Genomic DNA, 24,104 nt, shown 5'->3' on the forward strand with positions numbered 1-24,104 from the left:
TGAGAGATGCGGCGTCGGACGGTCAGGGCCGGACGGACAGGTCCACCTTCTGGAATCCCTTGACATCGGAGTAGCCGCACTTGGCCATGGCCCGACGCAGGCCACCCATGAGGTTCCGGGTGCCGTCCGGGACGCTGGTCGGCCCCTCGAGGACCTCTGCCAGCGGCGCCAGGGCCGTCTCGTCCTCCACCTCGGACACGTGCCCCCGCGGCACCTTGGGGTGAGCCGAGACCGCATCCCAGTAGACGCCTCGGCCCGGGGACTCCAGAGACCCCGCCAGGAGGGGTCCCAGGACCACGGCGTCGGCGCCGCACGCCACTGCGCGGGCGATGTCGCCGGAGGTGTAGATGTCACCGTCCGCCAGCACGTGGACGTAGCGGCCCCCGGTCTCGTCCAGGTAGTCCCGGCGGGCCGCGGCCGCGTCGGCGATCGCGGTGGCCATGTGCACCTCCATACCGAGCACCTGGCCGGTCGTCGTGATGCCGTCGACGCCGCCGTACCCCACGATCACGCCGGCCGCACCGGTGCGCATGAGGTGCAGCGCGGTCTTGTAGTCGACCACGCCGCCGGCGATCACCGGGACGTCCAGGCCCCCGATGAACTCCCTGAGGTCGAGAGGGGCGTCCTCGCCGCTGACGTGCTCGGCCGAGATGATGGTGCCCTGCACGACCAGCATGTCGATCCCGGCCGCGACGAGTCCCGGGGTGAGCTCGCGCGCGTGCTGCGGCGAGACCCGCACCGCGACGGTCGCGCCCTCGTCCCGGATGCGGTGGACCGCGGCGGCGAGGAGCTCGCGGTCGATGGGCGCACGGTGCAGCTCCTGCAGCCGCGCCACGGCCCGGTGCCCGGTCACGTCGTCCAAGGCCAGCTCCCGCAGCTCGGCGATCACCGCATCGGGATCCGCGTGGCGGGCCCAGAGTCCCTCACCGTTGAGGACGGCCAGACCACCGAGCTTGGAGAACTCCACCGCCGAGGACGGGGAGACCACCGCGTCGGTCGGGTGGGTCATCACGGGGATGTCCATCTGGTAGGCGTCGATCTGCCAGGCGGTGGACACCTCCTTGGAGCTACGGGTGCGGCGGGAAGGGACGATGTCGACCTCGCCCAGTCCGTACATACGACGGGCCTCGCGACCCAGGCCGATCTCCACGACGTTGCGCACGCGACTTCAGTCCTTGACGTTGTAGTTGGGGGCCTCGACCGTCATCTGGATCGCGTGCGGGTGGCTCTCCCGGAGCCCCGCGGCCGTGATCTGGACGAACTGGGCGCGGTTCATCTCCGGGATGGTGGCCGCACCGGTGTAGCCCATGCCCGCACGCAGCCCGCCGGCGAGCTGGTGGAGCACCTGGCCGACGTCCCCCCGGTACGGGACCCGCCCCTCGATGCCCTCGGGCACCAGCTTCTCCTCGGACAGCACATCGTCCTGGAAGTACCGGTCCTTGGAGAACGACTTCTCCTGCCCGGGTTTGCCGCGCCCGCGCATCGCGCCCAGCGAGCCCATGCCGCGGTAGACCTTGTACTGCTTGCCGTCCACGAAGATCAGCTCGCCCGGCGATTCGGTGCACCCGGCGAGCAGCGAGCCGAACATGCAGGAGGACGCGCCGGCGGCGATCGCCTTGGCCACGTCACCGGAGTACTGCATACCGCCGTCGGCGATGACGGGGATGCCCGCCGCCTTCGCCGCCACCGAGGCCTCGAGGATCGCCGTGATCTGCGGGGCGCCCACACCCGCGACCACGCGGGTGGTGCAGATCGAGCCGGGACCGATGCCCACCTTGATGGCGTCCGCGCCCGCGTCGATCATCGCCTGCGCGGCGCCACGGGTCGCGAGGTTGCCACCGATCACCTGCACACGGTCACCGAGCTCACGCTTCACCCTGGCGACCATGTCGAGGGCGTTGCGGTTGTGGGCATGGGCGGTGTCGACGACCAGCGCGTCCACCCCGGCGTCGGTGAGCGCCCCGGCACGCTGCCAGGCGTCCTCCCCCGTACCGATGGCGGCGGCCACGCGCAGACGGCCGTCCGAGTCCTTGGTGGCGTCGGGATGCTTCTCCGTCTTGACGAAGTCCTTGACCGTGATGAGCCCGGTCAGGCGCCCGTCACCATCCACGATCGGCAGCTTCTCGATCTTGTGCCGGCGCAGCAGGCCGAGCGCCGCCTCCGCGGTGACCCCTTCACGCGCGACCACCAGGGGTGCCCGGGTCATGACCTCGTCGACCCGCCGGGACTTGTCCATCTCGAACCGCATGTCGCGGTTGGTGATGATGCCGACCAGCTCGCCGCGCTCGTCCGTGACCGGCAGACCCGAGATGCGGTAGCGGGCGCACTTCTCGTCGACCTCGGCGAGGGTGTCGCTGGGCGCGCAGGTCACCGGGTCGGTGACCATGCCCGCCTCGGACCGCTTGACGGTCTCGACCTGGGCGGCCTGATCCCCCACGGAGAGGTTCCGGTGGAGGACTCCGATCCCGCCCTGACGGGCCATGGCGATCGCCATGCGGGCCTCGGTCACGGTATCCATCGCCGACGAGATCAGGGGCACCCGGAGGGTGATGTCCCGGGTCAGCCGGGTGCTGGTGTCGACCTCACTGGGGACCACCTCGGACGCGGCCGGGAGGAGGAGAACGTCGTCGAACGTCAGGCCCACCATCGCGACCTTGGTCGGGTCGTCGCCGCCGGTACGCACGGGGCCATTCGACTCGCTCATCTGCCGTCCTCCTGGGGGTCGTCTATGTACTGACTTCCGAGGATAGTGGTTCCGGGGGCCGCGACTCGAACCGTCGACCCCGTGAGACCGTGGTCACGGGTACGGTGGAGGGCGTGAACGATCCCCTACGGCACGGAATGCCGCCCGACCCGTTCGCCGGTGATCCGGATGATCCCGCTGCGGAACTGGCCGAGCTCGACCCCGTCGACGACGGCATGCCCGCCGGCCCCCTCGACGCGGATGAGCGGCGAGCGATCGAGGAGGATCTCGCGGACCTCGCGGAGTTCCGCCACCTGTTGGCCCCGATCGGGGTGAAGGGCGTGGCCGTCCAGTGCGACGACTGCGCGGAGGAGCACTACCACGAGTGGGACATGCTCCGGGCCAACCTCATGCAGTTGCTCGAGGACGGTTCCCTGCTGCCGCACGAGCCCGCCTTCGATCCGATCCCCGACGACTACGTGACCTGGGAGTACTGCCGCGGTTACGCGGATGCCGTCCGCGCCCTGCGCCCGCGCCGGTTGAACTGGCGGCGCTGACCGCGGGTGCCGGTGGGCTGTGAGGGCGTCGACCCACGCGCCCGGAAGACGCCGCGTGGCGATCAGTTGGTCGGAGAGGCCGCCTGGCTCGTCTGTTGCGGCTTCGACTGCACCGGCTGCGTGGGGGTCGGGACCTGCGTCACCGTGGTGCGGCTCGGCGTCGGGGCCACCACTGCCCGGTCGTCATCCGCCCCCTCGCTCTCACGCCCCGTCGTGGGTGAGAGGAAATCCTGGATCCGCTGTGTGTCGATCGGGATCTGCAGCGTGGTGGAGATCCGCAGCCCGTCGAGCGGCAGCGGGATCACCGGCATCCCCGCAGGTGGCGGGGGGATCAGGTTGGACGGCAGCGGCACCGGGACACCGGGCACGAGGGTCGCCGCCCCCGGGGCGGGCGCCGACGACGGGGCGGGCGGCGGAGGCGGCGCGGGCGACGGGACCGCGCTCGGGGTCACCCTGCTCAGATCACGCTTGATCGCATCTCGTCGCTTCATCAACTCGACACGCTCGGACGCGTCGGAGACCTCGTCGAGGCGCTCGCTCACCTCCTCGAGCAGACGCTCGGCCTCACCCCTGTCCCCCTCGCGGGCGGCGAGGTCTGCGGCGGCGAGATAGTCGCTGAGATCGTTGACCAGTTCGACGTTCCCGGCACGGTCGGAGAACATCGTCTTGGACACGCCCCAGAGCGGGTCCCCCGGCATGGCGCTGTGCGCGGCCACGGACAGGCCGCCGACGATCAGTGCGGCCACGGCGGCGGCACCGGTCACGGCCTGCCACAGGGCCGGCCGCTGGCCGTGGTGGTGTTCGTCGGACCGCGCCCACCCGCGGCGGGGCCACAGGCGGGAGACGTTCGGAGAGAGGGCGACCTCGATCTCCTCGTCGCTCGGCAGGTCGGGCAGCGCAGCGGAATCCAGGTCGGCGCGCCAGTCGGCGAGGATCGCGACGAGCGCGTCGTCGCCCGCGGGGCGGTCGCCTCGTCCGAGCGCGTCGAGGAGTTCGTCGTCGCGGTCCAGCTCTGCCCGGTCCACGTCGTGCTCGACGAGCGAGGCGTCATCGTCCCGGGTGCCGGGATCGACTTCGTCGTCGTTCATCGCCATCGCTCCTCTCCGTCCTGCTCGATCCTCGCCCGGAGCTGCTTCATCGCCCGGTGTTGGGCGACCCGCACGGCTCCGGCCGTACTGTCGACGATCTCCGCGGTTTCCTCCGCGGACAGTCCGACCACCACACGGAGCCGGATTATCTCCCTCTGTTTCTCGGGCAGGGTGCCGAGGAGGCGGCTCACCGCTCTCGACACCTCGCCGTCGAGGACGTGGTCCTCCGGCCCCGTGTCGGTAGAGAGCACCTCGGGGAGGTACTCCACGGGATCGGACTTGTTCCGCGCGGCGCCACGATGGGCGTCCGCGACCTTGTGGGCCGCGATCCCGTACACGAAGGCCATGAAGGGACGTCCCTGGTCCCGGTATCCCGGCAGAGCCGAGAGGACCGCGATCAGCACTTCCTGGGCGACATCGTCAGCAGACAGGTTGACCCTCTCCGAGCCACCGACACGGGAGCGGCAATACCGCACCACACCGGGCCGTACGAGCTCCAGCACCCGCGCGGCGGCGGTGCGGTCACCCTTGACCGCATCGGCTACGGCGAGTTCCAACTCGTCTGCTGTACCTGTCATCGGATTTCGGGGGCCCCGTGTTACACGGATGTGTTACGGGGCACGGCCTTTCTCTCGAGTCGCGACACGCGTCGCGACGGGTCCCACATCCCGGCCCGACTGACGGCCGGTGTGGCTCGGGCCCAGAATAGGCGTGTGACCCCTGTGCCGGGGGACTACTGGTGAGCGCCAAGCGTAACCGCTCGGGGGCGCGTGGGACCACGCGACCGGTCCGGAACGGCCCACGGGCCCCGCCACCCGCGGCGCGGGGTGCGGGGCCCGTGGGCCGATCGGGATCAGTGCGAGTGACCGGCGTGCGAGTGGCCGCCGGTGCCCTTCTCCTCGGGCTTCTCGACGATCGCGGTCTCGGTGGTGAGAACCATCCGGGCGACCGAGCAGGCGTTGACGACGGCGGACGACGTCACCTTCACGGGGTCGATGATCCCGGCGGAGATCAGGTCGCCGTACTCCCCCACGGCGGCGTTGAAGCCGTCGCGCGGACCCATCTCGGCGACCTTGCTCACCACGACGGAGCCGTCCTCTCCGGCGTTGGCGGCGATCCAGAACAGCGGCGCGGAGAGCGCCTTGCGGACCACGTTCACCCCGACGGCCTCGTCGGCGTCGGCGGTATCGGCGGCGAGTCGCTCGAGCGCCGCGGCCGCCTGGACCAGCACCGAACCGCCTCCGGCGATGACACCCTCCGCCACTGCGGCCTTGGCCGAGTTCACGGCGTCCTCCACGCGGAGCTTGCGCTCGGTCAGCTCGGTCTCGGTGGCCGCACCGACGCGGATCACGGCGACACCCCCGGCGAGCTTGGCGATGCGCTCCTCGAGCTTCTCGCGGTCCCAGTCCGAGTCGGTGGCCTCGGCCTCACGGCGCAGCTGCGCCACGCGGGCGTCGACGTCCGCCTGGTCACCGGCACCGTCGACGATGATCGTGTCGTCCTTGGACACGGTCACGCGCCGGGCGTGACCGAGAACGTCCAGGCCGCACTCCGACAGCTTCATACCCAGGTCGGGGCTGATGACCTCGGCCTTGGTGACGATCGCCAGGTCCTCCTGGAAGGCCTTGCGCCGGTCGCCGAAGAACGGGGCCTTGATCGCGACGACCTTGAGGGTCTTGCGGATCGAGTTGACCACCAGGGTCGACAGCGCCTCACCGTCGACGTCCTCGGCGATGATGAGCAGCGGCTTGCCGGTCTCGGCGACCTTCTCCAGGAGCGGGAGCAGATCCGGCAGGGAGCTGATCTTCTCGCGGTGCAGCAGGATCAGGACATCCTCGTGGATGGCCTTCTGCTCGTCGGGGTCGGTGACGAAGTAGGGCGAGAGGAAGCCCTTGTCGAAGGCGATGCCCTCGGTGACGGCCACCTCGGTGTGCAGGCCCTGCGACTCCTCGACCGAGACGACGCCGTTGACGCCGACGGCGTCCATGGCCTCGGCGACCATGCGGCCGATCTCGGGATCACGCGAGGACACGGTGGCCACCTGGGCGACGGCGTCGGAACCGGAGACCGGGGTCGCCGCCGAACGGAGGAACTCCACGACGGCGGCGGAGGCCTTCTCGATGCCCTTGCCCATCGCCATCGGGTTGGATCCGGCGGCCACGTTGCGCAGCCCCTGGCGGATGAGCGCCTGGGCGAGCACGGTGGCGGTGGTGGTGCCGTCGCCGGCGACATCGTTGGTCTTGGTGGCGACGCTCTTGACCAGCTGGGCGCCGAGGTTCGCGAACGGCTCGGAGAGCTCGATCTCGCGGGCGATGGACACACCGTCGTTGGTGACGGTGGGCCCACCGAACGCCTTGGCGAGCACCACGTGGCGCCCCTTCGGGCCGAGCGTGACCTTGACGGTGTCGGCGAGTTCGTCGACACCGGCGAGCATGCCCTTACGGGCCTGCTCGTCGAACGCGATCAATTTGGACATCGATGGAACTCCTGGAGGGAAGTGGGTGGTCGTGACGGACGGGTACCGCGGGGTGAGACACCTCCGCCCCGGTGGTGCCTGGCTCTGGCCGGCGCCGCCGGGGCGGGGGTCAACAGCTCACGTCAGTCGATGACAGCGAGGACGTCACGCGAGGAGAGGATCAGGTACTCCTTGCCCTCGTACTTGATCTCGGTGCCGCCGTACTTCGAGTAGATGACCTTGTCCCCCTCCTTGATATCCATGGGGATGCGGTCGCCGTCCTCGTCGAAGCGGCCCTTGCCGACCGCGACGACGGTGCCCTCCTGGGGCTTTTCCTTGGCGGTGTCCGGGATGACGAGGCCCGACGCCGTGGTGGTCTCGGCCTCGAGGGCCTCGACGAGAATCTTGTCCTCAAGCGGCTTGATCGCCACGATGATCCTCCCGTATGGGGTGCGGTCGCCCGGGAACCGGGCGACTCGGAGTGTGGTTCGACAGATCGGGACGCCGGTGGGCGACCCGTGGTTCATGTATGACCCGGGCTGCCGCGTGCACCGTCGCGGGTGGCGCCCTCGGAGCTCCGTGTCTATTGGCACTCTACACAGGCGAGTGCCAGCACTCAAGGAAACGAGGTGCGGGGTCCACATCCACCTCGGTTCCCGGCGCGTCGGCGAACCCGTCGCACCCGACCCGGCCGGAGGTAGGCTCACCCGCACGCACGGACATCTACCGGAGAACCCCCTCTGCCCGACCCGATATCCATCGAGGACAGCGAGGTCCAGCAATGACCGCAGTCGCACCCCCCGACATCGTCACCGCCGCCGTCGAGGGCGGGGAGAAGAAGGCCCACGCCCCGGGGTGGCAACTGGCCCTCCGAGGGTTCCTCGCCGTCTACCTGCTCGGCGCGGCCACCCTGCTGGCCGTCGTGGTCACCGAGGCGACCGGCGTGGCGATCCTGGGTGCCGTCCTCTTCCCCCTCGGTCTCACCCTGGTCGTCCTGCTCGGCTGGGAACTCGTCACCGGCGCCTACGGGCTGGTCCCGTTGGCCGCGATGGAGGGGCGGATCCGGGTCCGGGACTGCCTGCGTGTGTTCGGCTGGATGATCCTCGGGCACGCCGTCGGCGGGCTGGCGGCGGCGTGGATGCTCACCTCGGTGCTCACCGGGATGGGGACCGAACCCGATGCCACCGGGGTCCAGGGCCTGGTGGATCTCGCGGTCGAGAAGACGGTCGACTACAAGGAGGCGGGTCTCATCACCGGTCTCGGCTGGGTCACGTTGAGCGCCGTGTTGTGCAACTGGTTGGTCGCGCTCGGGGTCATCATGTCGTTCTCCTCCACGAGCACCTCGGGCAAGATCCTGGCCATCTGGCTGCCGATCCTCACGTTCTACGCCCTCGGTTACGAGCACGCGGTCGTCAACCACTTCACCATCCCCGCGGGCATGATGTCGGGCGCCGACGTGAGCATCGCCGACTGGTTGCTGTGGAACCAGATTCCCGTGCACATAGGCAACTTCGTCGGCGGATTCACCCTCGCCGGCCTGGGCCTGTATTTCGCGCAGCGCACGCGGGTCGACCGCTCCGCCGCGTCCGGGCACACCGACCCCGCCGCCGGGGCCGGCGGCGCCTGACCTCGTCCGGTGCACCCTTCCCGGAGGCCGGGGGATCAGCCCGGCCCGCCGCACCCCCGACCCGGGCACCCGTACGACGCGCCGGGGACGCCGCGGCCCACCGGCACCAACGGACTGTCCGTCATCGCACTCGTGATCGCGGTCGCCAACGTGGTGTTCGGCTCGTTCCTCGGGATGTTCGTCCCGTTGGTCCCCGCCGCCGCCGCGGTGGTCGTGGTCGCGCTCGGACACGTGTCGCTGACGCATATCACCCGGAATGGTCAGCAGGGCAGGGAGATGGCCGTGTCGGCCCTCGCGATCGGCTACCTCTGCCTCGCCGGGTTCGCCGCGTTCCTGGTGCTGACCTTCACGTTCACCGCCGTGGGGATGGCGCTGCTCGGCTTCTAGGCGACCTGGGTGATCTCGACCGGCAGCCCGGGGTCGGCCGCCACGGTCAGGGGGCTGGGGTCCGCGCCCGCGGCGAGGAGCGCGGAGGCGACCCCCACCACCATCGCGCCGTTGTCGGTGCACAACCGTGGCCGCGGGACGCGCAGCGTCAGCCCGGCCTCGGCACACCGCTGGGCGGCGAGTTCCCGAAGCCGCGAGTTGGCGGCGACCCCTCCGCCCACGAGCAGGGTGTCCACGCCCAGATCGGTGCAGGCCCGGACCGCCTTCATGGTGAGGACGTCGGCCACCGCCTCCTGGAACGAGGCGGCGACGTCCGCGACGTCCAACTCCTCACCGTCGCGTTCGGCGGCCTCGATGCGCCGGGCGACCGAGGTCTTGAGCCCGGAGAAGGAGAAGTCGTGCCGGGCGTCGCGCGGCCCGGTCATCCCGCGGGGGAAGGCGATCGCCCCGGGGTCACCGGTGCCCGCGAGTCGGTCGATCACCGGACCGCCCGGATACCCCAGGCCGAGCAGGCGGGCCACCTTGTCGTAGGCCTCGCCGGCGGCGTCGTCGACGGTCGACCCGAGTTCGACGACCGGTTCGGTGAGAGAACGTACGTGGAGCAGCTGGGTGTGCCCACCGGAGACCAGCAGGGCCACGCACTCGGGCAGGGGGTCACCGTCGAACCCCGCGACGGCCACGTGGCCGACGAGGTGGTTGACGGCGTAGAAGGGCGTCCCCCACGCGGCCGCATAGGCCTTGGCCGCGGATGACCCCACGAGCAGCGCCCCGGACAATCCGGGCCCGATCGTGGCGGCGACGGCGTCGGGGCGCCCCACCCCGGCCTCGGCGAGGGCCGCGCGGACGGTGGGCACGATCGCTTCGAGGTGGGCGCGGGAGGCGATCTCGGGGACCACTCCGCCGAACCGGGCGTGCTCGGACATCGAGGAGGCCACCACGTCGGACAGCAGTTCGGCCCGCCCGTCGTCGTGTACGCGCGCGACGGCCACCCCCGTCTCGTCGCACGAGCTCTCGATCCCCATGACGGTCCTCACCGGCTGCTCCCCTTCCCTGCGTCGCGTTCTCCACCGGCGCGCGCCGGCCGCACCATGAGGTGCGCGTCTGCCATGCTCGGCCGGTAGTACCGGGGCCGGAGCCCCACCACCTCGAACCCGTGGGCCTCGTACAGGGTGCGGGCCGGGACGTTGTCGGTCCGCACGTCGAGCACCACGGGTGCCGCGTCGGCGTCCGCGACGGCGAGCATGCGTTCCAGGAGCGCGCGCCCGATCCCGCGGCCCTGGTGTGCCGGGTCGACCCCGATGGTGTGCACTTCGTATTCGCGGTCGCCCTCGGGTCCGAGCACGGCCAGCACGGCGTAGCCGACGAGGACGTCGTCCACCCGCGCGGCGAGGCACAGGGTGTGCCGGGAGCCGATCTCGGACAGGAACGCTCGTGCCGACCACGGCCCGTCGGCGGGGAACAGCACCCTCTCGAGGTCGGCGCACCGCATGGCGTCGTCGGCGACCAGGTGATCGTGGACGACGGCGGCCGACGGGGGCCCGCTCATCGCTGAACCCCGCGCAGCGCGGTCGAGGGTGCGGCGCGCCGGGGCGGGACGGCGTCGGGTCGACGCAGGTAGAGCGGTTCCAGCGGGGCCGGGGTGGCGCCCGTCAGGAGGTCGGGCGCGGCGACCGCCACGAGGCCCGCGGGGTCAGGGGCGGAGACGGCAGCCAGGACCGCGCCGGCGACACCGGGGTCGGCTGCGGTGATCTCCCCCAGACGGGCGGGGTCGCCGACCAGGTGGCCGATGCCGGCCACGTCGATCGCGGCGGCGGGGCCCACCGTGGGGCCCGACGTCCGCACGCCGTCGGCGGAGTAGCGGGCGTGGTACGCCTCACGGCGTCGGGCATCGGTGACGACGACGAGGTCTCCGGTCGCCCCGGCGGCGCGCGCGGTGGCCGCGAGCCCGTCGAGCGAACACACCCCGTGGACCGGCCTGGAGACGGCGTCGGCGAAGGCGGTGGCGGTGGCCATCCCCACCCGTAGCCCGGTGAACGGCCCCGGCCCGGTGCCCACGACCACGGCGTCGAGGTCGCCCGGCGTCAGGCCCGCGTCGGCGAGGCACTGCAGGATGTGCGGGGTGAGTAGCTCCGCGTGGGCGCGGGGGTCCTCGGTGACCCGGGTGGCCAGGGTCTCGACATGCGGGGGCTCGACGTGCGGGTGGTGGTCGCCGGGCACGAGTCGGCACACCCCTGCGGTGACGAAGGGGGTCGAGGTGTCTACGGCGAGGACGAGCACGGGGTCAGGGTACCGCCGGGCCGGCCGTGCGACCGGGCGAGGCGCCCCTGTGCCAGGTGGCCGTCCGGACGTCCGTGTCGTCGGGCCTACGCAGGGTGACGACGAGCGGGGCCTCGACGAGGGAGTCCACGAACCCGGCGCCCCACTCGACGACCACGACGTCGCTGTCGAGAGCGGAGTCGAGGTCGAGGGACTCCAACTCGTCGGCCAGATCTCCGCTGGTCGGCTGGGGGCCGTCGGGGTCCTGGCCGCCGAGGAGGCGGTAGGCGTCGACGTGGACCAACCCGGGATCGCCGGGGGTCGCGGGCGGGTGCCGGCGGGCGATGACGAAGGTCGGCGAGGTGACGCGGCCGCGTACCCCGAGCCCGGCGGCGATACCTGTCGTGAGCGCGGTCTTCCCGGCGCCGAGGGGCCCGTCGAGGACCACCACGTCGCCGGCCCGGAGCAGGGCGGAGAGTTCGGCGCCCAGGGCACGGGTGTCCTCCACCGTGGGCAGCTCGCGCTCACCGGGGACGCGGATCGTCACGAGGCTCTGTCGTGGTCGGCGCTGTCCTGGTCGGCGGACGGCCCCGGCCGTCGCGGCGCTCCCGGTCCCGCCACTCGATGATCGCGTCGGCCACCAGGTCCCCCAGCACCTCCGACACGTGGGCGGGTTCCTCCAACATCACCATGTGGCCGGCCCCGGGGACCACCACGAACTCGGCGTCCGGCAGTTCCTCGACGATGTCGACCGACCGGTCCAGCGGCGTGAGCAGGTCGCGATCCCCGCACAGGACTGTCGTGCGGACGTCCCGCAGGACGGGCACGGCGGCCGACTCGTCGTGCTGGGTGAGGGTCTCGAAGAAGTTGGCGATGGTGAGAACGTCGGTCGAGGCGATGAGTTTGTCCACGAACCGGGCGACGGTCGGACTCATCGTGGCCGGGTCGCCGAACGACCCGCCGTAGATGAACGGCGAGATGATCGCCCCGAGCGCGCGCCGGCCGTTGGTGAACACCCCGGGACTGCGGCCCGCGAGGCCGGCCAGCCGCGCGACGGACCGGTTGTCGAGCACCGCGCCGAGTCCGGCCTCGGAGAGCTCGGCCATCGCGGTGGAGACCAACCCGACCCCCAGGACGCGCTCCCGCACGGTCTCCGGGTGGCGCGCGGAGTACCCCATGACGGTCATCCCGCCCATGGAGTGCCCGATCACCACCACCGGACCGGTGGGGGCCGTCGCGGAGATGACGGTGTCGAGGTCCCGGGACAGCTGGTCGATGGTGGAGTTCCTCCGCGAACTCATCCCGCTCAGTCCGTGTCCGCGCTGGTCGTAGAACACCATCCGGATCTCGGAACCGAACCGGTCCGCGAGGTGCCGCCGCTGGAAGTGCCAGGTGTCCATCGACAGGGTGTAACCGTGGACGAACACGACGGTCATCGGCGCGTCGGTGGGGCCGGCCTCGCGTACTGCCAGCGGCACACCGTCGCTCGCGGCGACCATGGAGCCCCGGTCCACGCCGAGTTCCCACATGTCCTCGCCGGCCCAGGGGTCGTTGGCGCGTCGACCGGGCAGGAGCGTGACCACCGAACCGAGCGTCGCCGCTCCGAGGGCGCCCAGGCCCGCACGCAGCCCGCCGGGGGTGCGGATCTGGTCGGTGACGGCCTCGAGGTCCCCGGCCGCGGCGCCGACGACCTCGGGCGGTCGGATCTCGACCGGCGGCTCGGCTGCGGACCGCGCCGGCCGTCTCGGCAGACGGAGGCGGGGCCTCCCGCGGCGACCGGTCACCTCGCCGTCGTCCTCGCTCATCCCGCGGACTCCCGCTCGGTGCCGTGCGATCCCCGCAGGATGTGATACTTCTCGGCCCGGCCACGCACCGCGGTGACCACCTCGTAGTGGATGGTGCCGACCGTCCGCGCCCACTCGGCGGCCGTGGGGCCGCCGTCGGCCCCGTTTCCGAACAGGACCGCGGTGTCCCCCACCCTGACCGGCGGGCCGGGCTCCGGGCCGAGGTCGACGACGAACTGGTCCATGCAGACCCGGCCGACGTTGGGATAGCGGTGCCCGCCGATCATCACGTCCATCCGGCCCGAGAGCAGCCGCCACACCCCGTCGGCGTAGCCGGCCGCGACCAGGGCCACGGTCGTGTCCTGGGGGGCATGCCACGTGTGCCCGTAGCTCACACCCTGGCCTGCGGCGAGGCGCTTGACCATGAGGACCTCGGCCGAGAACGTCATGGCGGGAACCAGGTCCACCTCGAGGCCCTCGACCGGGCTGAGCCCGTAGAGGGCGATCCCCGGCCGGACCATCTCGAAGCCGTCCTCGGGACGGGTCAGGGTCGCGGCCGAGTTGGCGTGGTGGTTGACCGGGCACTCCAGGCCACGGGCGCGGGCCTGGGCCACGCACTCGTGCAGACGCGCCACCTGCAGGTCGATCACCGGGTTGCCCGGATCGTCGGCGTGGGCGAAGTGCGCCATCAACCCCGTCACCTCGACGAGCCCGCCGGCGGTCGCGGCGACCAGCCGATCGAGCACCGCCGGCCACTCCTCCAGCGCGATCCCCGAGCGGGCCAGGCCGGTGTCGATCTTGGGGGTGATCCTCGCCCGGCGCCCGGTCCGCCGGGCGGCCTCGAGGACGGTGTCGAGGTGGCCGGGGCTCGGGACCGCGAGGTCGATGTCCGCCTCCAGGGCCGCCCGGACGTCATCGGACGCCGAGTACAGCCAGGCGAGGATCTCGGCGTCGATCCCCGCCGACCGCAGCTGCCGGGCCTCGGCGAGGGTGGTCACGCCGAGGGCGTGCGCGCCCCCGCGCAGTGCCGCCAGGGAGACGGGTACGGCCCCGTGCCCGTAGGCGTCCGCCTTGACCACGGCCATGACCCGCGCCCCGCGCGCAGCCCGGACCAGGACGCGACTGTTGTGCTCGATCGCGTCCAGGTCGATCTCGGCGCGGCACGGTGCCGGGGGGACAACTGGACCCATTTCGTCAATTCTGCCAAAGAGCGCCACCGGTAGGCGATTCACGCCCCCCGTAGCGCGGAGATCGCCCCCGGTACGGCGGCCAGCAGGTCGGAGGCCCCGATGGGCGCGCCCGCCGCGCCGTGCCGGTGCGCCGCCCGCCGCGCGGCCTCACCGTGCACCGACGCGGCCACGACCGCCGGCCACGCCACAGACCTGCCGGCCCCCGTGCCACTCGCGAGCAGGGCGCCGGCCATCCCGGCCAGGACATCCCCCGACCCGGCCGTCGCGGCCCACGAGGAACCGACGTCCAGGGTGTACGTCGTCTCGCCGTCGTCGACCAGGGTGACACGCCCCTTGAGCAGCACGGTCGCCTCGATCCCCCGGTCCCTGAGGCCCGCAGTGAACCGGCGCAGGGCGCCGGGTCGGTCCGCGCGGTCCCACCCACCGGTGAGCCGGTCGAACTCCCCGGCGTGCGGGGTGAGCAGAACCGACGCGGTCGCGCCGCGAAGAAGGACAGGGTGCGCTGCGACGCAGGTCAGCGCGTCGGCATCGAGCACGGTCGGCCGCCCCTTCGCGAGCACCGCGTCGATGTCGGACACCATGGCGGTCCCCGTCCCACCCCCGGGTCCCACCACCCACGCCTGGGCGGTGCCGGCCTCGGCGACCGTCGGGTGACACACCACCTCCGGCCGGGCAGCGACGACCGCCTCCGCCCCCGACCCGACGTACCGCACCATCCCCGAGGTCGCCGCGACGGCGGCCGACGCGCACAGCACCGCCGCCCCCGGGTACCGGTCGGATCCGGCGCGCACGGCCACGACGCCCTGGGTGTACTTGTCGTCGGCGGGGCCCGGCACCGGCCAGGAGCGACCCACCTCGCCCGGCACTGGGCACGCGACCGTTCCGGGCCCCGCCGCCGGTTCGCCCAGACCGATGTCCACCACCTCGACGCGCCCACACACCGGGGAGGCGAACAGATGCGCGCGACGCAACACACCGAAGGTCACGGTGAGCGTGGCCCGCACGTGGGGCTCGTGCACGGTCCCGGTATCCGCGTCGACGCCACTGGGCAGGTCCACCGCGACCACCGGGGTGCCGGCGGTGTGGAGCCGCGCCAACACCTCGGCGGCGGGTTCGCGCAGGGGCCCGGTGCCGGCGAGCCCGACCACGCCGTCGACCGCCACGTCGGGTCCTCGCCGCCCGGTCGCGCACACCTCGCCGGCGGACACGATGCGCCCTCCCGCCCGCCGGAGCGCGGCCACCCCCCGCGGGTGGGCACGATCGGGGTTCGTCAGGACCGCCTCGACCCGGCAGCCCCGTGCGCGCAGCGCCGCCCCCGCGTAGAGAGCGTCACCGCCGTTGTCCCCGCTGCCCACGACGAGCAGGACCGACCGGCCGTAGATGCCGCCCGTGATCTCCCGCAGGAGCGCCGCGGTGTGGTGCGCGACCCCCGCGGCGGCCCGCCGCATCACCGCGTCGGGATCCCCGGAGGCCTCCGCGGCGGCGATGAGGGGACGCTCGGCCTCACGGACCGCGTCCACCGGGTGTGCGCGCCTCATGATCGTCGGATCCCGATCGGTCTCAGACCCGGGAGGTCACTCCACCGTGACGGACTTGGCCAGGTTGCGTGGCTTGTCCACGTCGTAGCCCCGCGCGGCTGCGACCTCTGCCGCGAACGCCTGGTACGGGATGGTGGCCAGCAGCGGCTGCAGCAGAGTGGTCGACGCGGGGATCGGGATGAAGTAGTCCGACAGCGGCCGGGCCACCTCGTCGCCCTCCTCGGCGATCACGATGGTCCGCGCCCCACGGGCCCTGATCTCCTGGATGTTGCTCACCAGCTTCGAGTGCAACACGCCGCGCCCCTCGATCGGCGGCATCACGATGAAGACCGGCAGGCCCTCCTCGATGAGCGCGATGGGCCCGTGCTTGAGCTCCCCTGCCGGGAAGCCCTCGGCGTGCATGTACGCGAGCTCCTTGAGCTTGAGCGCGCCCTCGAGCGCCGTCGGGTAACCGACGTGGCGCCCCAGGAAGAGGACGGACTTGGCGCCGGCGAGTTCGCGCGCGATCTCGCGGACCGGGTCGAGGGAGTCCACGACCTTCTGGATGTCCTCGGGCATCCGCTCGAGCTGGCGGAACTCGGCCGCCACCTCGTCGGGGTACTTGGTGCCCCGGGCCTGCGCGAGCGCGAGCCCGACCAGGTAGTTGGCGGTGATCTGCGCCAGGTACGCCTTGGTCGAGGCCACACCGATCTCGGGACCGGCATGGGTGTACAGCACGGCGTCGGCCTCGCGGGGGATCTGCGAGCCGTTGGTGTTGCACACGGCCAGTACACGGGCCTTCTGCGCCTTCGCGTGGCGGACCGCCTCGAGGGTGTCGGCGGTCTCGCCCGACTGGGAGATGGCCACCACCAGGGTGGAGCGGTCGAGCACCGGATCGCGGTAGCGGAACTCCGAGGCGATCTCCACCTCGCATGGCAGGCGGGTCCAGTGCTCGATGGCGTACTTGGCGACCATTCCGGAGTGGTACGCACTGCCGCAGGCCACGATGAACACCTTGTCGATGTCCCGCAGGTCCTGGTCGCTCATGCGCTGCTCGTCCAGCACGATCCGACCGTCCTGGAAATGTCCCAGCAGCGTGTCGGCGACCGCCTGCGGCTGCTCGGCGATCTCCTTGAGCATGAAGTAGTCGTAGCCGCCCTTCTCGGCGGCGGCCAGGTCCCAGTCGATGTGGAAGGGCCGGCCCTCGCTGGGCTCGCCCGCGAAGTCGGTGATCTCGTACCCGTCGGCTCGCAGCACCACGACGTTGTCCTGGCCGAGCTCGACCGCCTCGCGGGTGTGCTCGATGAACGCGGCGACGTCGGATCCGAGGAACATCTCGCCCTCACCGACACCCAGCACCAGTGGGGTCGAGCGGCGCGCGGCCACGATGACATCCGGGTGGGCCGCGTGGCTGAAGACCAGGGTGAACGCGCCCTCGAGACGGCGGAGCACGGTGCGGCACGCGGCGACGAAGTCGCCGCCGTCGCGGCCCGACTCCATCTCGCAGCGCAACAGGTGCGCGGCGACCTCGGAATCGGTGTCCGACTCGAGCTCGACTCCCGCAGCCTCGAGCTCGGCGCGCAGCGGGGCGAAGTTCTCGATGATCCCGTTGTGCACGATCGCGACATCGCCCGAGACGTGCGGGTGGGCGTTGCGGTCGCTGGGGCGGCCGTGGGTCGCCCAGCGGGTGTGGCCGATGCCGGTACTGCCGGGGAACCCGCCCTCACCCGCGGTCGCGAGGGCCTGCTCGAGGTTGGCGAGCTTGCCCTCCTTCTTCTCGACCCGGGAGTTGCCCGCGCCGTCGAGGACCGCGACACCCGCTGAGTCGTAGCCGCGGTACTCCATTCGCCGCAGGGCTTCGACGACGACAGGGAGGGCGGGGCGATGCCCGACATATCCGACGATTCCGCACATGGGCGCTAAGTGTAGCCACGCGGTCCGGGGACCCTGGCCCCTTCGTCGCCCCCGAGGCGATACTGTGGCCCTCGTGGCCAAGAAGACGAAGGAACTGCTCGACCGGGTGATCCGGCGCGGCCCCTACGGCGTCGACCGGGGTGACCTCGGTTTCACCGGCACCCCGGGGTCCGTGTTCGTGCCCCGCGGCGCCCCGTCACCGGCACCGCTCGTGGGCTGGGCCCACGACTGGACCAGGGGACCCGATCACTACGTCGACACCCTCAAGCACCTCGCGTCGTGGGGATTCGTGGTGGTCGCACCCGCCGCGGACCGCGGCCTGAGGCCCCACCACCAGCACTTCGCGGATCACTTGTCGGCCGCGGTGGAGGACGTCCTCCAGGCCCATCTGGGTCGTGGGGCCGTCCGAGCGGACCCGCACCGGATCGCCCTGGCGGGTCACGGTCTCGGGGCCGGGGTCGCCGCCCTGCTGGCCTCCCAGCGCACCGACATCGACGCCGTGGCCATGGTCTTCCCGACCGATACCGTGCCCTCGGCCGCGGACCGCGCGATGACCATCGACGCCTCCGCGCTGCTGCTGTCGGCCGCGGGTGGGGTCCACTCCGAGGACGCGCGCGACCTCCAGCGACTCTGGCGCGGGGACCTGGTGCACCGCCGGTTGGAGAAGGCGATCGAGACCGGGCTGGTCGAGCGCAACGCGCTGATCGAGCGGATCGGTCTGGCGGACCCGGACCAGCGCACCCACCGGGCGGTCCGACCGCTCCTGGCGGGCTACCTGCTGGCCGCGCTGACCGACGACGACTCCTACGCCGCGTTCGCCGATCCGGAGGCGGAGTTCAAGGGCACCGTCACGGTCACCCACGAGATGCTCGACGAGGAAGCGGACGACGTGCTCGCCAGCACCCCGCCGTTGCTCAAGTTGGTCAAGTCCTTCACCGGTGGCTGACGAGCGACCGGCGTAGCGGAGGCCCGGGGCCCGGCGCACACCCGCCGGCCCGGCGCGGGTGTGCGCCGGGCCCTCCGCCGTCAGACCGCCGCGACCACGTCCGCCAGTCGCTCTGCGACCTCGCCGGCGAGCGTGGCGTCCTCGGCCTCGACCATCACGCGGACGAGCTGCTCGGTGCCGGAGGGGCGCAGCAGCACCCGGCCCGTGGCGCCCAGCCGGCGCTCCTCCCCCGCCACCGCGTCGCAGACCGCCTCGGACGCCACGACGGCGGCCTTGTCCTCGACCGCCACGTTGACGAGGACCTGGGGCAGCACGGTCATGACCCCGGCGAGCTCCGCGAGCGACTTCCCCGTCTCCGCCATGCGGGCCATGATGCGCAACCCGGTGAGAACACCGTCCCCGGTCGTGGCGTGGGCGGGCAGCACGAGGTGCCCGGACTGCTCGCCGCCGAGGCTGTACCCGCCCTCGCGCAGCCGCTCGAGCACGTAGCGGTCCCCGACCTTGGTCTCGGTGATCGTGATCCCGGCCTCCCGCATGGCGACCTTCAGACCGAGATTGCTCATGATGGTGGCCACCAGGGTGTTCCCTGCGAGCTCGCCCGAGTCGCGCATCGCGAGGGCCAGGATCGCCATGATCTGGTCACCGTCGACCACCTCGCCGGAGGCGTCGACGGCCAGGCAGCGGTCCGCGTCGCCGTCGTGGGCCAGACCCAGGTCCGCGCCGTGCTTGCGCACCGCGGCGCGGACGTCGTCGAGGTGCGTGGACCCGCAGTTGTCATTGATGTTGTAGCCGTCCGGGCTGGCGTGGATCTCGATCACGGTGGCGCCGGCCTCCCGGTAGGCACGGGGCGCCGCCGCACTGGCGGCGCCGTTGGCACAGTCGACGACGACGACGAGCCCGTCCAGCCGTCCCGGCGTGGCGCCGAGCAGGTGCGCGACATAGCCGTCCAGGGCGTCCTCCGGCGTCGCGCGGGAGATACGGCCGATCGCCGACCCGGTCGGCCCGGTGATCACGCCGTCGGTGAGAGCGGACTCGATCCGGTCCTCCACGTCGTCGGCGAGTTTGTGCCCGCCGGCCGCGAAGAACTTGATGCCGTTGTCCGGCATGGCGTTGTGCGACGCCGAGATCACGGCGCCCAACTCGGCCCCGTGCTGCGCGGTGAGATGGGCGACGGCAGGGGTCGGCAGCTCGCCCACCAGCAGGACGTCGACCCCCTGGCTCGCCAGTCCGGCGGCAAGGGCGGCCTCGAGCATCTCCCCGGAGACACGGGGATCACGTCCGACGACGGCGAGGGGTCGGGGCCCGGAGCGCTGGGGCGACGGCTCGACCCCGGTCGCGAGGACCGCCGCGGCGGCAGCCCCGAGGCGCACGGCCAGGTCGACGGTGAGGGTCCGGTTGGCGAGTCCGCGGACTCCGTCGGTGCCGAACAGTCGCGTCATGTCGTGTGATCCTCCGGGGATGGTGGGTCGCCGCGCCGCGGACGGTGGGCGTGAATGGCCGGGTCAGGATAACCCCGGCCGTCGGTGGAGTGGGGAAATGGACCGGAGCAGGCCCCCGCAAAGGCAGGGACCTGCTCCGTTGTCGCGATCCGGGTGGATCAGCGCTTCGAGTACTGCGGGGCCTTACGGGCCTTCTTGAGGCCGGCCTTCTTGCGCTCGACGGCACGGGCGTCCCGGGTGAGGAAGCCCGCCTTCTTGAGCGCCGGACGGTCGTCCGGGGCGTACTCGATGAGGGCACGGGCGATGGCCAGACGCAGGGCGCCGGCCTGACCCGAGGGCCCACCACCGTGCAGCAGGCTCACGATGTCGAACTGCTCCTCGCGCTCCACGAGGACCAGCGGCGACTTGACGAGCTGCTGGTGCACCTTGTTCGGGAAGTACTCCTCGAGGGTGCGACCGTTGAGGGTGAACTGGCCGGAGCCGGGCACGAGGCGGACGCGGGCGACAGCCTCCTTGCGGCGGCCGACGGCCTGGGCCGGGCCGGAGGCGATGGTCGCCCCCAGCTGGGCGTCGGCGTCGGCGACGTACTCGGTGCCACCGGCGTAGTCGGCCTCGCTGTAGTCCTCCGCGACCTCGGCGGCGAGATCCGCCACCACGTCGTCAGCGACCTCGGACTCGGGGGTGATGTTCTCGTCGGTCACTGGGCCACCTGCTTGATCTCGAAGGGCACGGGCTGCTGGGCGGCGTGCGGGTGATCGGGACCCGCGTACACCTTGAGCTTGGAGGCGACGGCACGGCCGAGCTTGTTGCTCGGGAGCATGCCCTTGACGGCCTTCTCGACGACGCGGTCGGGCCGCGTGTCCATGGCCTTGCCGAGGGACTGCGTCTTGAGCCCGCCCGGGAAGCCGGAGTGGCGGTGGTGCATGACGCGCTCACGCTTGTTCGACGAGATCGCGACCTTGTCGGCGTTGATGATGATGACGAAGTCGCCGGTGTCGGCGTTCGGGGCGAACTGCGGCTTGTGCTTGCCACGGAGGATGTTGGCGACCTGCACGGCGAGTCGACCGAGAACCACATCAGTGGCGTCGATGACGTACCAGGCGCGCGTCACGTCCCCGGGCTTGGGGGTGTACGTGGACACAGGCGATACCTCTGTCTGTCTAGTGGGCTGCCGGCCGGTCGGACGCCCTCCCCCTCGAACGGCGGCCGGTGGTGACCCGCGCGAGGTGGTCCACCGCCCCGCGAGGGGACGACATGGACGCCGAGGGTCAACGTTACCGGCCGGGGACCGCGCACTCCAAGTCGGCGGTCACGTTCCCCCGGGCCATCGGTTAGACTCTCCCCGGTTCCCGCCCTCGTAGCTCAGTGGATAGAGCACGGCTCTCCTAAAGCCGGTGTCGGAGGTTCGATTCCTCTCGGGGGCACCACCCGCACCGTCGGCCGCCGTCGGCGAGTCCGCACCCTACCGGCGGAGCGTCGCGGAGAAAGCGCTGGTCAACGCCAGGATCGGCAGGCCGATGAACAGGTGCACGACCGCCGCCGCGAGTCCGTCGAGGAACGGCACCGTGACGAGCAGCGGCAGGGCCACCGCGGCGACGATGAGCAACCCGACCGTCCAGGAGTAGAACTGCTGGGGATTGGCGGTGCCGATCAGCAGCAGGTACCAGAGCACCCCCGCCAGGATCGCCGCGACCGCCCCGTACACCGCGTACATGGTGGGGGTGTTCCCACCGTTCGCCCACTGGTGGCCGAAACGCGAGAAGACCGCCTCCACGATCCATGCGATGAGCCATCCCGCGATCGCCGCGACGAGGGCGGTCGCGGCCACGCTCCCGGCGAATTTGCCCACGTCGAGGGCGGGGCCACGGCGCGGCGCGGCGCGGCCGGCGTCGTACCCGCCCTCCGGCGCGTAGGCGTCGTCATAGGCGGGCTCGTATGCCCGGTCGTCGCCCATCCGCGAGTAGGCACGCGAGTCGGGTTGCTGCCCCATGCGTCGGGTCTGGTCGTCCTGTCCGGGATACATCTCTACCGCCTCCGAATCGGTGTGGTGCCCACCGAGGGTAGTCCCTCCCGGTCCACGACGAGGCCCGCCCGACCGTCCGAGGACGACCGGGCGGGCCGGGCGGGGTCCGCTGGGGCGGCCCCGTCGAGGTGAGGAACGTCAGTGGGCGATGGTCTTCTCCACACCGACGCCGGTGAGGGACCGGACCTCCATCTCCACCCGCTTCTCCGGGAACTCGTCCTTCTTGCCGATGAGCGTGCCGATGATGCCCAGCAGGAATGCCAGCGGGATCGACACGATGCCCGGGTTCGAGAGCGGGAACAGGGAGAAGTCGACGCTCGAGATCATCGACTTCTCGCCGCCGGAGACCGCCGGGGAGAGCGCGATCAACACCAGGGTGCTGATCAGGCCGCCGTACATCGAGAAGAGCGCGCCGGTGGTGTTGAACCGCTTCCAGAACAGCGAGTACAGGATCGTCGGCAGGTTCGCCGACGCGGCGATCGCGAAGGCCAGGGCCACGAGGAAGGCGATGTTCTGCCCCATCGCGCCGATACCCATGACGATCGACACCAGACCGATCACGACGACCGTGATCCGCGAGACGCGGAGCTGCGACTTCTCGGTGGCCTGCCCACGCTTGATCACGCCGTTGTAGATGTCGTGCGCGAACGAGGCGGAGGCCGTGATCGCCAGCCCGGCCACCACCGCGAGGATCGTCGCGAAGGCGACCGCGGAGATGATGCCGAGGAAGATCTCACCGCCGAGGGCGAACGCGAGCAGCGGTGCGGCCGAGTTCACGCCACCGGGCGCCGCCTGGATCACCTCTGGGCCGACCATCGCCGCGGCACCGAAGCCGAGCACGAGGGTGAACAGGTAGAACCCGCCGATGAGCGCGATCGCCCAGGTGACGGACCGCCGGGCCTCCTTCGCGGTGGGGACCGTGTAGAAGCGCATGAGCACGTGCGGCAGCCCGGCGGTGCCGAAGACCAGGGCGATCGACAGGGACACGAAGTCGAGCTTGCTGGTCTCGGTGGCGCCGTACTGCAGACCCGGCTGCAGCAGGTCCTTGCCCGAATTCGCCACGGCCTCCCCCAGGAGTGCGGAGAAGTTGCCGCGCACGGCCACCAGGACCATGACGCACATGATCAGGACACCGCTGACCAGGAGGACGGCCTTGACCATCTGGACGTAGGTGGTGCCCTTCATGCCGCCGACCAACACGTAGACGATCATCAGCAGACCGACGACCGCGACGACGATCGCCTGTCCGGTCGAGTCGTCGATGTTGAGCAGCAGGGCGACGAGGCCACCTGCGCCCGCCATCTGGGCGATGAGATAGAAGAGACACACCGCGAGGGTGGCCAGGGCCGCCGCCATGCGGACGGGCCGCTGGTTGAGACGGAAGCTGAGCACATCGGCCATGGTGAACCGGCCGGTGTTGCGCATCAGTTCGGCGACGAGCATCAGGGCGACGAGCCAGGCGACGAGGAATCCGATGGAGTAGAGGAAGCCGTCGTATCCGTTGATGGCGATGGCGCCGGCGATGCCGAGGAAGGACGCCGCCGACAGGTAATCACCGGCGATCGCGAAGCCGTTCTGCGGGCCGGTGAAACTGGAACCACCGGTGTAGAAGTCCTTCGTCGATTTGGTCGACTTGGACGCCCTGAGGACGAGAGTCATCGTGATGACGATGAAGATCCCGAACACGACCATGTTGAGCAGCGTGCTGCCGACCTGCTCACCCGGCGTGAGTTCGTTGATGTCGAGTAGCCAATCCATCAGACGGCCTCACCTTCCAGCTCGAGGCGGATGGATTCCGCACGGGGATCGATCACGCGGTTGGCGAACCGGATGTAGAGGAACGTGATGAGGAAGGTCGTCACGAACTGCCCCAGGCCGATGATCAGGCCCCAGGTGATGTTCCCGAACACCTTCGTGGCCATGAAGTCCGTGGCGTAGACGGCGAGGATGACGTAGAGGAAGTACCAGATGAGGAAGGCGACGGTCATGGGAAACACGAACGCCCGGAACTTGCTGCGCAGCTCCTGGAAAGCGGGGCTCGACTGCATCGCCGTGAATTCCGCCGCTTCCGGGGTTCGCCGCGATGCGCCCCCCGTCGGCGGATCTGTGGGTTGGGACACGGAGGTCCTCCGTTTCGGGTTCTCATCAGCGCACCGCTGTAGTGATGCGCCTCACAGGTAGTGACGGTGAAAGTGTGACACGTAACACAAGGCTTAGGACGGCGACTGCCCGAACACT

24 protein-coding genes and 1 tRNA gene are annotated in these 24,104 nt (G+C 71.3%); 5 read left to right on the forward strand and 20 right to left on the reverse strand.

Annotation, left to right across the window (positions count from 1 at the left end; all coding sequences use genetic code 11):
• Positions 1-22 precede the first annotated feature (22 nt).
• Complete coding sequence (locus L8M95_RS15730) at positions 23-1,162, reverse strand: GuaB3 family IMP dehydrogenase-related protein (RefSeq protein WP_260487024.1); 1,140 nt, start codon at positions 1,160-1,162, stop codon at positions 23-25.
• 6 nt (positions 1,163-1,168) lie between these two features.
• Entirely contained in the window at positions 1,169-2,704 is a 1,536-nt protein-coding gene (gene guaB, locus L8M95_RS15735) for an IMP dehydrogenase (RefSeq protein WP_260487025.1), read from the reverse strand.
• Between the two features lie 113 nt (positions 2,705-2,817).
• Here guaB and L8M95_RS15740 point away from each other — a divergent pair, with 113 nt between their 5' ends.
• Positions 2,818-3,240 (forward strand): DUF5319 domain-containing protein, encoded by a 423-nt coding sequence (locus L8M95_RS15740; protein WP_396119038.1) that lies wholly within the window; start codon positions 2,818-2,820, stop codon positions 3,238-3,240.
• Positions 3,241-3,302: 62 nt separating this feature from the next.
• On the opposite strand, the gene L8M95_RS15745 is transcribed toward L8M95_RS15740, so the two are convergent.
• From L8M95_RS15745 to groES, 4 genes are all read right to left on the reverse strand, one after another.
• Positions 3,303-4,328 (reverse strand): hypothetical protein, encoded by a 1,026-nt coding sequence (locus tag L8M95_RS15745; protein WP_260487026.1) that lies wholly within the window; start codon positions 4,326-4,328, stop codon positions 3,303-3,305.
• A complete protein-coding gene (locus L8M95_RS15750) occupies positions 4,325-4,906 on the reverse strand; it encodes a sigma-70 family RNA polymerase sigma factor (protein ID WP_260487027.1) in 582 nt (193 codons plus the stop codon). The genes L8M95_RS15745 and L8M95_RS15750 overlap by 4 nt, the downstream gene beginning before the upstream one ends.
• A 275-nt stretch (positions 4,907-5,181) precedes the next feature.
• The gene (gene groL / locus L8M95_RS15755) at positions 5,182-6,804 is read right to left on the reverse strand and encodes a chaperonin GroEL (RefSeq protein WP_260487028.1); all 1,623 of its coding nucleotides are present in this window, start codon (positions 6,802-6,804) and stop codon (positions 5,182-5,184) included.
• A 122-nt stretch (positions 6,805-6,926) separates the two neighbouring features.
• Positions 6,927-7,214, reverse strand: coding sequence for a co-chaperone GroES (gene groES / locus L8M95_RS15760; protein ID WP_108846796.1), 288 nt, complete (start codon positions 7,212-7,214; stop codon positions 6,927-6,929).
• A 350-nt stretch (positions 7,215-7,564) separates the two neighbouring features.
• On the opposite strand from groES, the gene L8M95_RS15765 reads away from it, so the two are divergent.
• Both L8M95_RS15765 and L8M95_RS15770 read left to right on the forward strand, forming a co-directional pair.
• Positions 7,565-8,410 carry a formate/nitrite transporter family protein gene (locus L8M95_RS15765; RefSeq protein ID WP_260487029.1) on the forward strand — a complete coding sequence of 282 codons (846 nt, stop codon included), beginning with the start codon at positions 7,565-7,567 and terminating at the stop codon, positions 8,408-8,410.
• 9 nt (positions 8,411-8,419) lie between these two features.
• Positions 8,420-8,797: a hypothetical protein gene (locus L8M95_RS15770; protein WP_260487030.1), complete on the forward strand. Its 378-nt coding sequence runs from the start codon at positions 8,420-8,422 to the stop codon at positions 8,795-8,797.
• Here L8M95_RS15770 and tsaD read toward each other — a convergent pair.
• The 8 genes from tsaD to glmS are packed head-to-tail and all read right to left on the reverse strand — an operon-like array spanning position 8,794 to position 17,458.
• Complete coding sequence (gene tsaD, locus L8M95_RS15775) at positions 8,794-9,819, reverse strand: tRNA (adenosine(37)-N6)-threonylcarbamoyltransferase complex transferase subunit TsaD (protein ID WP_260489286.1); 1,026 nt, start codon at positions 9,817-9,819, stop codon at positions 8,794-8,796. The genes L8M95_RS15770 and tsaD overlap by 4 nt on opposite strands.
• Positions 9,820-9,827: 8 nt before the next feature.
• Entirely contained in the window at positions 9,828-10,343 is a 516-nt protein-coding gene (gene rimI, locus L8M95_RS15780) for a ribosomal protein S18-alanine N-acetyltransferase (RefSeq protein WP_260487031.1), read from the reverse strand.
• Positions 10,340-11,074: a tRNA (adenosine(37)-N6)-threonylcarbamoyltransferase complex dimerization subunit type 1 TsaB gene (gene tsaB / locus L8M95_RS15785; protein ID WP_260487032.1), complete on the reverse strand. Its 735-nt coding sequence runs from the start codon at positions 11,072-11,074 to the stop codon at positions 10,340-10,342. The genes rimI and tsaB overlap by 4 nt, the downstream gene beginning before the upstream one ends.
• A gap of 4 nt (positions 11,075-11,078) precedes the next feature.
• Positions 11,079-11,600, reverse strand: a complete 522-nt coding sequence (locus L8M95_RS15790) for a tRNA (adenosine(37)-N6)-threonylcarbamoyltransferase complex ATPase subunit type 1 TsaE (protein WP_260487033.1) — start codon at positions 11,598-11,600, stop codon at positions 11,079-11,081.
• A complete protein-coding gene (locus L8M95_RS15795) occupies positions 11,578-12,858 on the reverse strand; it encodes an alpha/beta fold hydrolase (RefSeq protein WP_260487034.1) in 1,281 nt (426 codons plus the stop codon). The genes L8M95_RS15790 and L8M95_RS15795 overlap by 23 nt, the downstream gene beginning before the upstream one ends.
• Positions 12,855-14,027, reverse strand: a complete 1,173-nt coding sequence (gene alr, locus L8M95_RS15800) for an alanine racemase (protein ID WP_260487035.1) — start codon at positions 14,025-14,027, stop codon at positions 12,855-12,857. The genes L8M95_RS15795 and alr overlap by 4 nt, the downstream gene beginning before the upstream one ends.
• Positions 14,028-14,065: 38 nt before the next feature.
• A complete protein-coding gene (locus tag L8M95_RS15805; protein WP_260487036.1) occupies positions 14,066-15,565 on the reverse strand; it encodes a bifunctional ADP-dependent NAD(P)H-hydrate dehydratase/NAD(P)H-hydrate epimerase in 1,500 nt (499 codons plus the stop codon).
• 36 nt (positions 15,566-15,601) lie between these two features.
• A complete protein-coding gene (glmS, locus tag L8M95_RS15810) occupies positions 15,602-17,458 on the reverse strand; it encodes a glutamine--fructose-6-phosphate transaminase (isomerizing) (RefSeq protein WP_260487037.1) in 1,857 nt (618 codons plus the stop codon).
• A 73-nt stretch (positions 17,459-17,531) separates the two neighbouring features.
• On the opposite strand from glmS, the gene L8M95_RS15815 reads away from it, so the two are divergent.
• Positions 17,532-18,404, forward strand: coding sequence for a dienelactone hydrolase family protein (locus L8M95_RS15815; RefSeq protein WP_260487038.1), 873 nt, complete (start codon positions 17,532-17,534; stop codon positions 18,402-18,404).
• Positions 18,405-18,484: 80 nt separating this feature from the next.
• On the opposite strand, the gene glmM is transcribed toward L8M95_RS15815, so the two are convergent.
• From glmM to rplM, 3 genes are all read right to left on the reverse strand, one after another.
• Positions 18,485-19,843 (reverse strand): phosphoglucosamine mutase, encoded by a 1,359-nt coding sequence (gene glmM, locus L8M95_RS15820; RefSeq protein WP_260487039.1) that lies wholly within the window; start codon positions 19,841-19,843, stop codon positions 18,485-18,487.
• Positions 19,844-20,001: 158 nt separating this feature from the next.
• Positions 20,002-20,544: a 30S ribosomal protein S9 gene (rpsI, locus tag L8M95_RS15825; protein WP_260487040.1), complete on the reverse strand. Its 543-nt coding sequence runs from the start codon at positions 20,542-20,544 to the stop codon at positions 20,002-20,004.
• Positions 20,541-20,984 carry a 50S ribosomal protein L13 gene (gene rplM / locus L8M95_RS15830; protein ID WP_120286230.1) on the reverse strand — a complete coding sequence of 148 codons (444 nt, stop codon included), beginning with the start codon at positions 20,982-20,984 and terminating at the stop codon, positions 20,541-20,543. The genes rpsI and rplM overlap by 4 nt, the downstream gene beginning before the upstream one ends.
• A 210-nt stretch (positions 20,985-21,194) precedes the next feature.
• On the opposite strand from rplM, the gene L8M95_RS15835 reads away from it, so the two are divergent.
• Positions 21,195-21,270: transfer RNA gene (locus tag L8M95_RS15835), tRNA-Arg, on the forward strand.
• A 35-nt stretch (positions 21,271-21,305) separates the two neighbouring features.
• On the opposite strand, the gene L8M95_RS15840 is transcribed toward L8M95_RS15835, so the two are convergent.
• The 3 genes from L8M95_RS15840 to L8M95_RS15850 all read right to left on the reverse strand — a co-directional run bounded on the left by L8M95_RS15840 (position 21,306) and on the right by L8M95_RS15850 (position 23,914).
• On the reverse strand, positions 21,306-21,866 hold the full coding sequence (locus tag L8M95_RS15840) for a hypothetical protein (RefSeq protein WP_260487041.1): 561 nt from the start codon (positions 21,864-21,866) through the stop codon (positions 21,306-21,308).
• A gap of 138 nt (positions 21,867-22,004) precedes the next feature.
• A complete protein-coding gene (locus L8M95_RS15845) occupies positions 22,005-23,624 on the reverse strand; it encodes a cation acetate symporter (RefSeq protein WP_260487042.1) in 1,620 nt (539 codons plus the stop codon).
• Positions 23,624-23,914, reverse strand: coding sequence for a DUF485 domain-containing protein (locus tag L8M95_RS15850; RefSeq protein ID WP_067712641.1), 291 nt, complete (start codon positions 23,912-23,914; stop codon positions 23,624-23,626). The genes L8M95_RS15845 and L8M95_RS15850 overlap by 1 nt, the downstream gene beginning before the upstream one ends.
• Between the last annotated feature and the right edge of the window lie 190 nt (positions 23,915-24,104).

The sequence above is a fragment of the Dietzia sp. B32 genome (assembly GCF_024732245.1).
GTDB lineage: Bacteria > Actinomycetota > Actinomycetes > Mycobacteriales > Mycobacteriaceae > Dietzia.

What these genes read in the sequence shown, in the direction of transcription:
- guaB (WP_260487025.1), bottom strand. Translation starts at nt 2,704, where the DNA reads ATGAGCGAGTCGAATGGCCCCGTGCGTACCGGCGGCGACGACCCGACC.
- L8M95_RS15745 (WP_260487026.1), bottom strand. Translation starts at nt 4,328, where the DNA reads ATGAACGACGACGAAGTCGATCCCGGCACCCGGGACGATGACGCCTCG.
- L8M95_RS15750 (WP_260487027.1), bottom strand. Translation starts at nt 4,906, where the DNA reads ATGACAGGTACAGCAGACGAGTTGGAACTCGCCGTAGCCGATGCGGTC.
- groL (WP_260487028.1), bottom strand. Translation starts at nt 6,804, where the DNA reads ATGTCCAAATTGATCGCGTTCGACGAGCAGGCCCGTAAGGGCATGCTC.
- L8M95_RS15765 (WP_260487029.1), top strand. Translation starts at nt 7,565, where the DNA reads ATGACCGCAGTCGCACCCCCCGACATCGTCACCGCCGCCGTCGAGGGC.
- tsaD (WP_260489286.1), bottom strand. Translation starts at nt 9,819, where the DNA reads ATGGGGATCGAGAGCTCGTGCGACGAGACGGGGGTGGCCGTCGCGCGC.
- rimI (WP_260487031.1), bottom strand. Translation starts at nt 10,343, where the DNA reads ATGAGCGGGCCCCCGTCGGCCGCCGTCGTCCACGATCACCTGGTCGCC.
- L8M95_RS15795 (WP_260487034.1), bottom strand. Translation starts at nt 12,858, where the DNA reads ATGAGCGAGGACGACGGCGAGGTGACCGGTCGCCGCGGGAGGCCCCGC.
- alr (WP_260487035.1), bottom strand. Translation starts at nt 14,027, where the DNA reads ATGGGTCCAGTTGTCCCCCCGGCACCGTGCCGCGCCGAGATCGACCTG.
- L8M95_RS15805 (WP_260487036.1), bottom strand. Translation starts at nt 15,565, where the DNA reads ATGAGGCGCGCACACCCGGTGGACGCGGTCCGTGAGGCCGAGCGTCCC.
- glmS (WP_260487037.1), bottom strand. Translation starts at nt 17,458, where the DNA reads ATGTGCGGAATCGTCGGATATGTCGGGCATCGCCCCGCCCTCCCTGTC.
- glmM (WP_260487039.1), bottom strand. Translation starts at nt 19,843, where the DNA reads ATGACGCGACTGTTCGGCACCGACGGAGTCCGCGGACTCGCCAACCGG.
- L8M95_RS15840 (WP_260487041.1), bottom strand. Translation starts at nt 21,866, where the DNA reads ATGTATCCCGGACAGGACGACCAGACCCGACGCATGGGGCAGCAACCC.
- L8M95_RS15845 (WP_260487042.1), bottom strand. Translation starts at nt 23,624, where the DNA reads ATGGATTGGCTACTCGACATCAACGAACTCACGCCGGGTGAGCAGGTC.
- L8M95_RS15850 (WP_067712641.1), bottom strand. Translation starts at nt 23,914, where the DNA reads ATGCAGTCGAGCCCCGCTTTCCAGGAGCTGCGCAGCAAGTTCCGGGCG.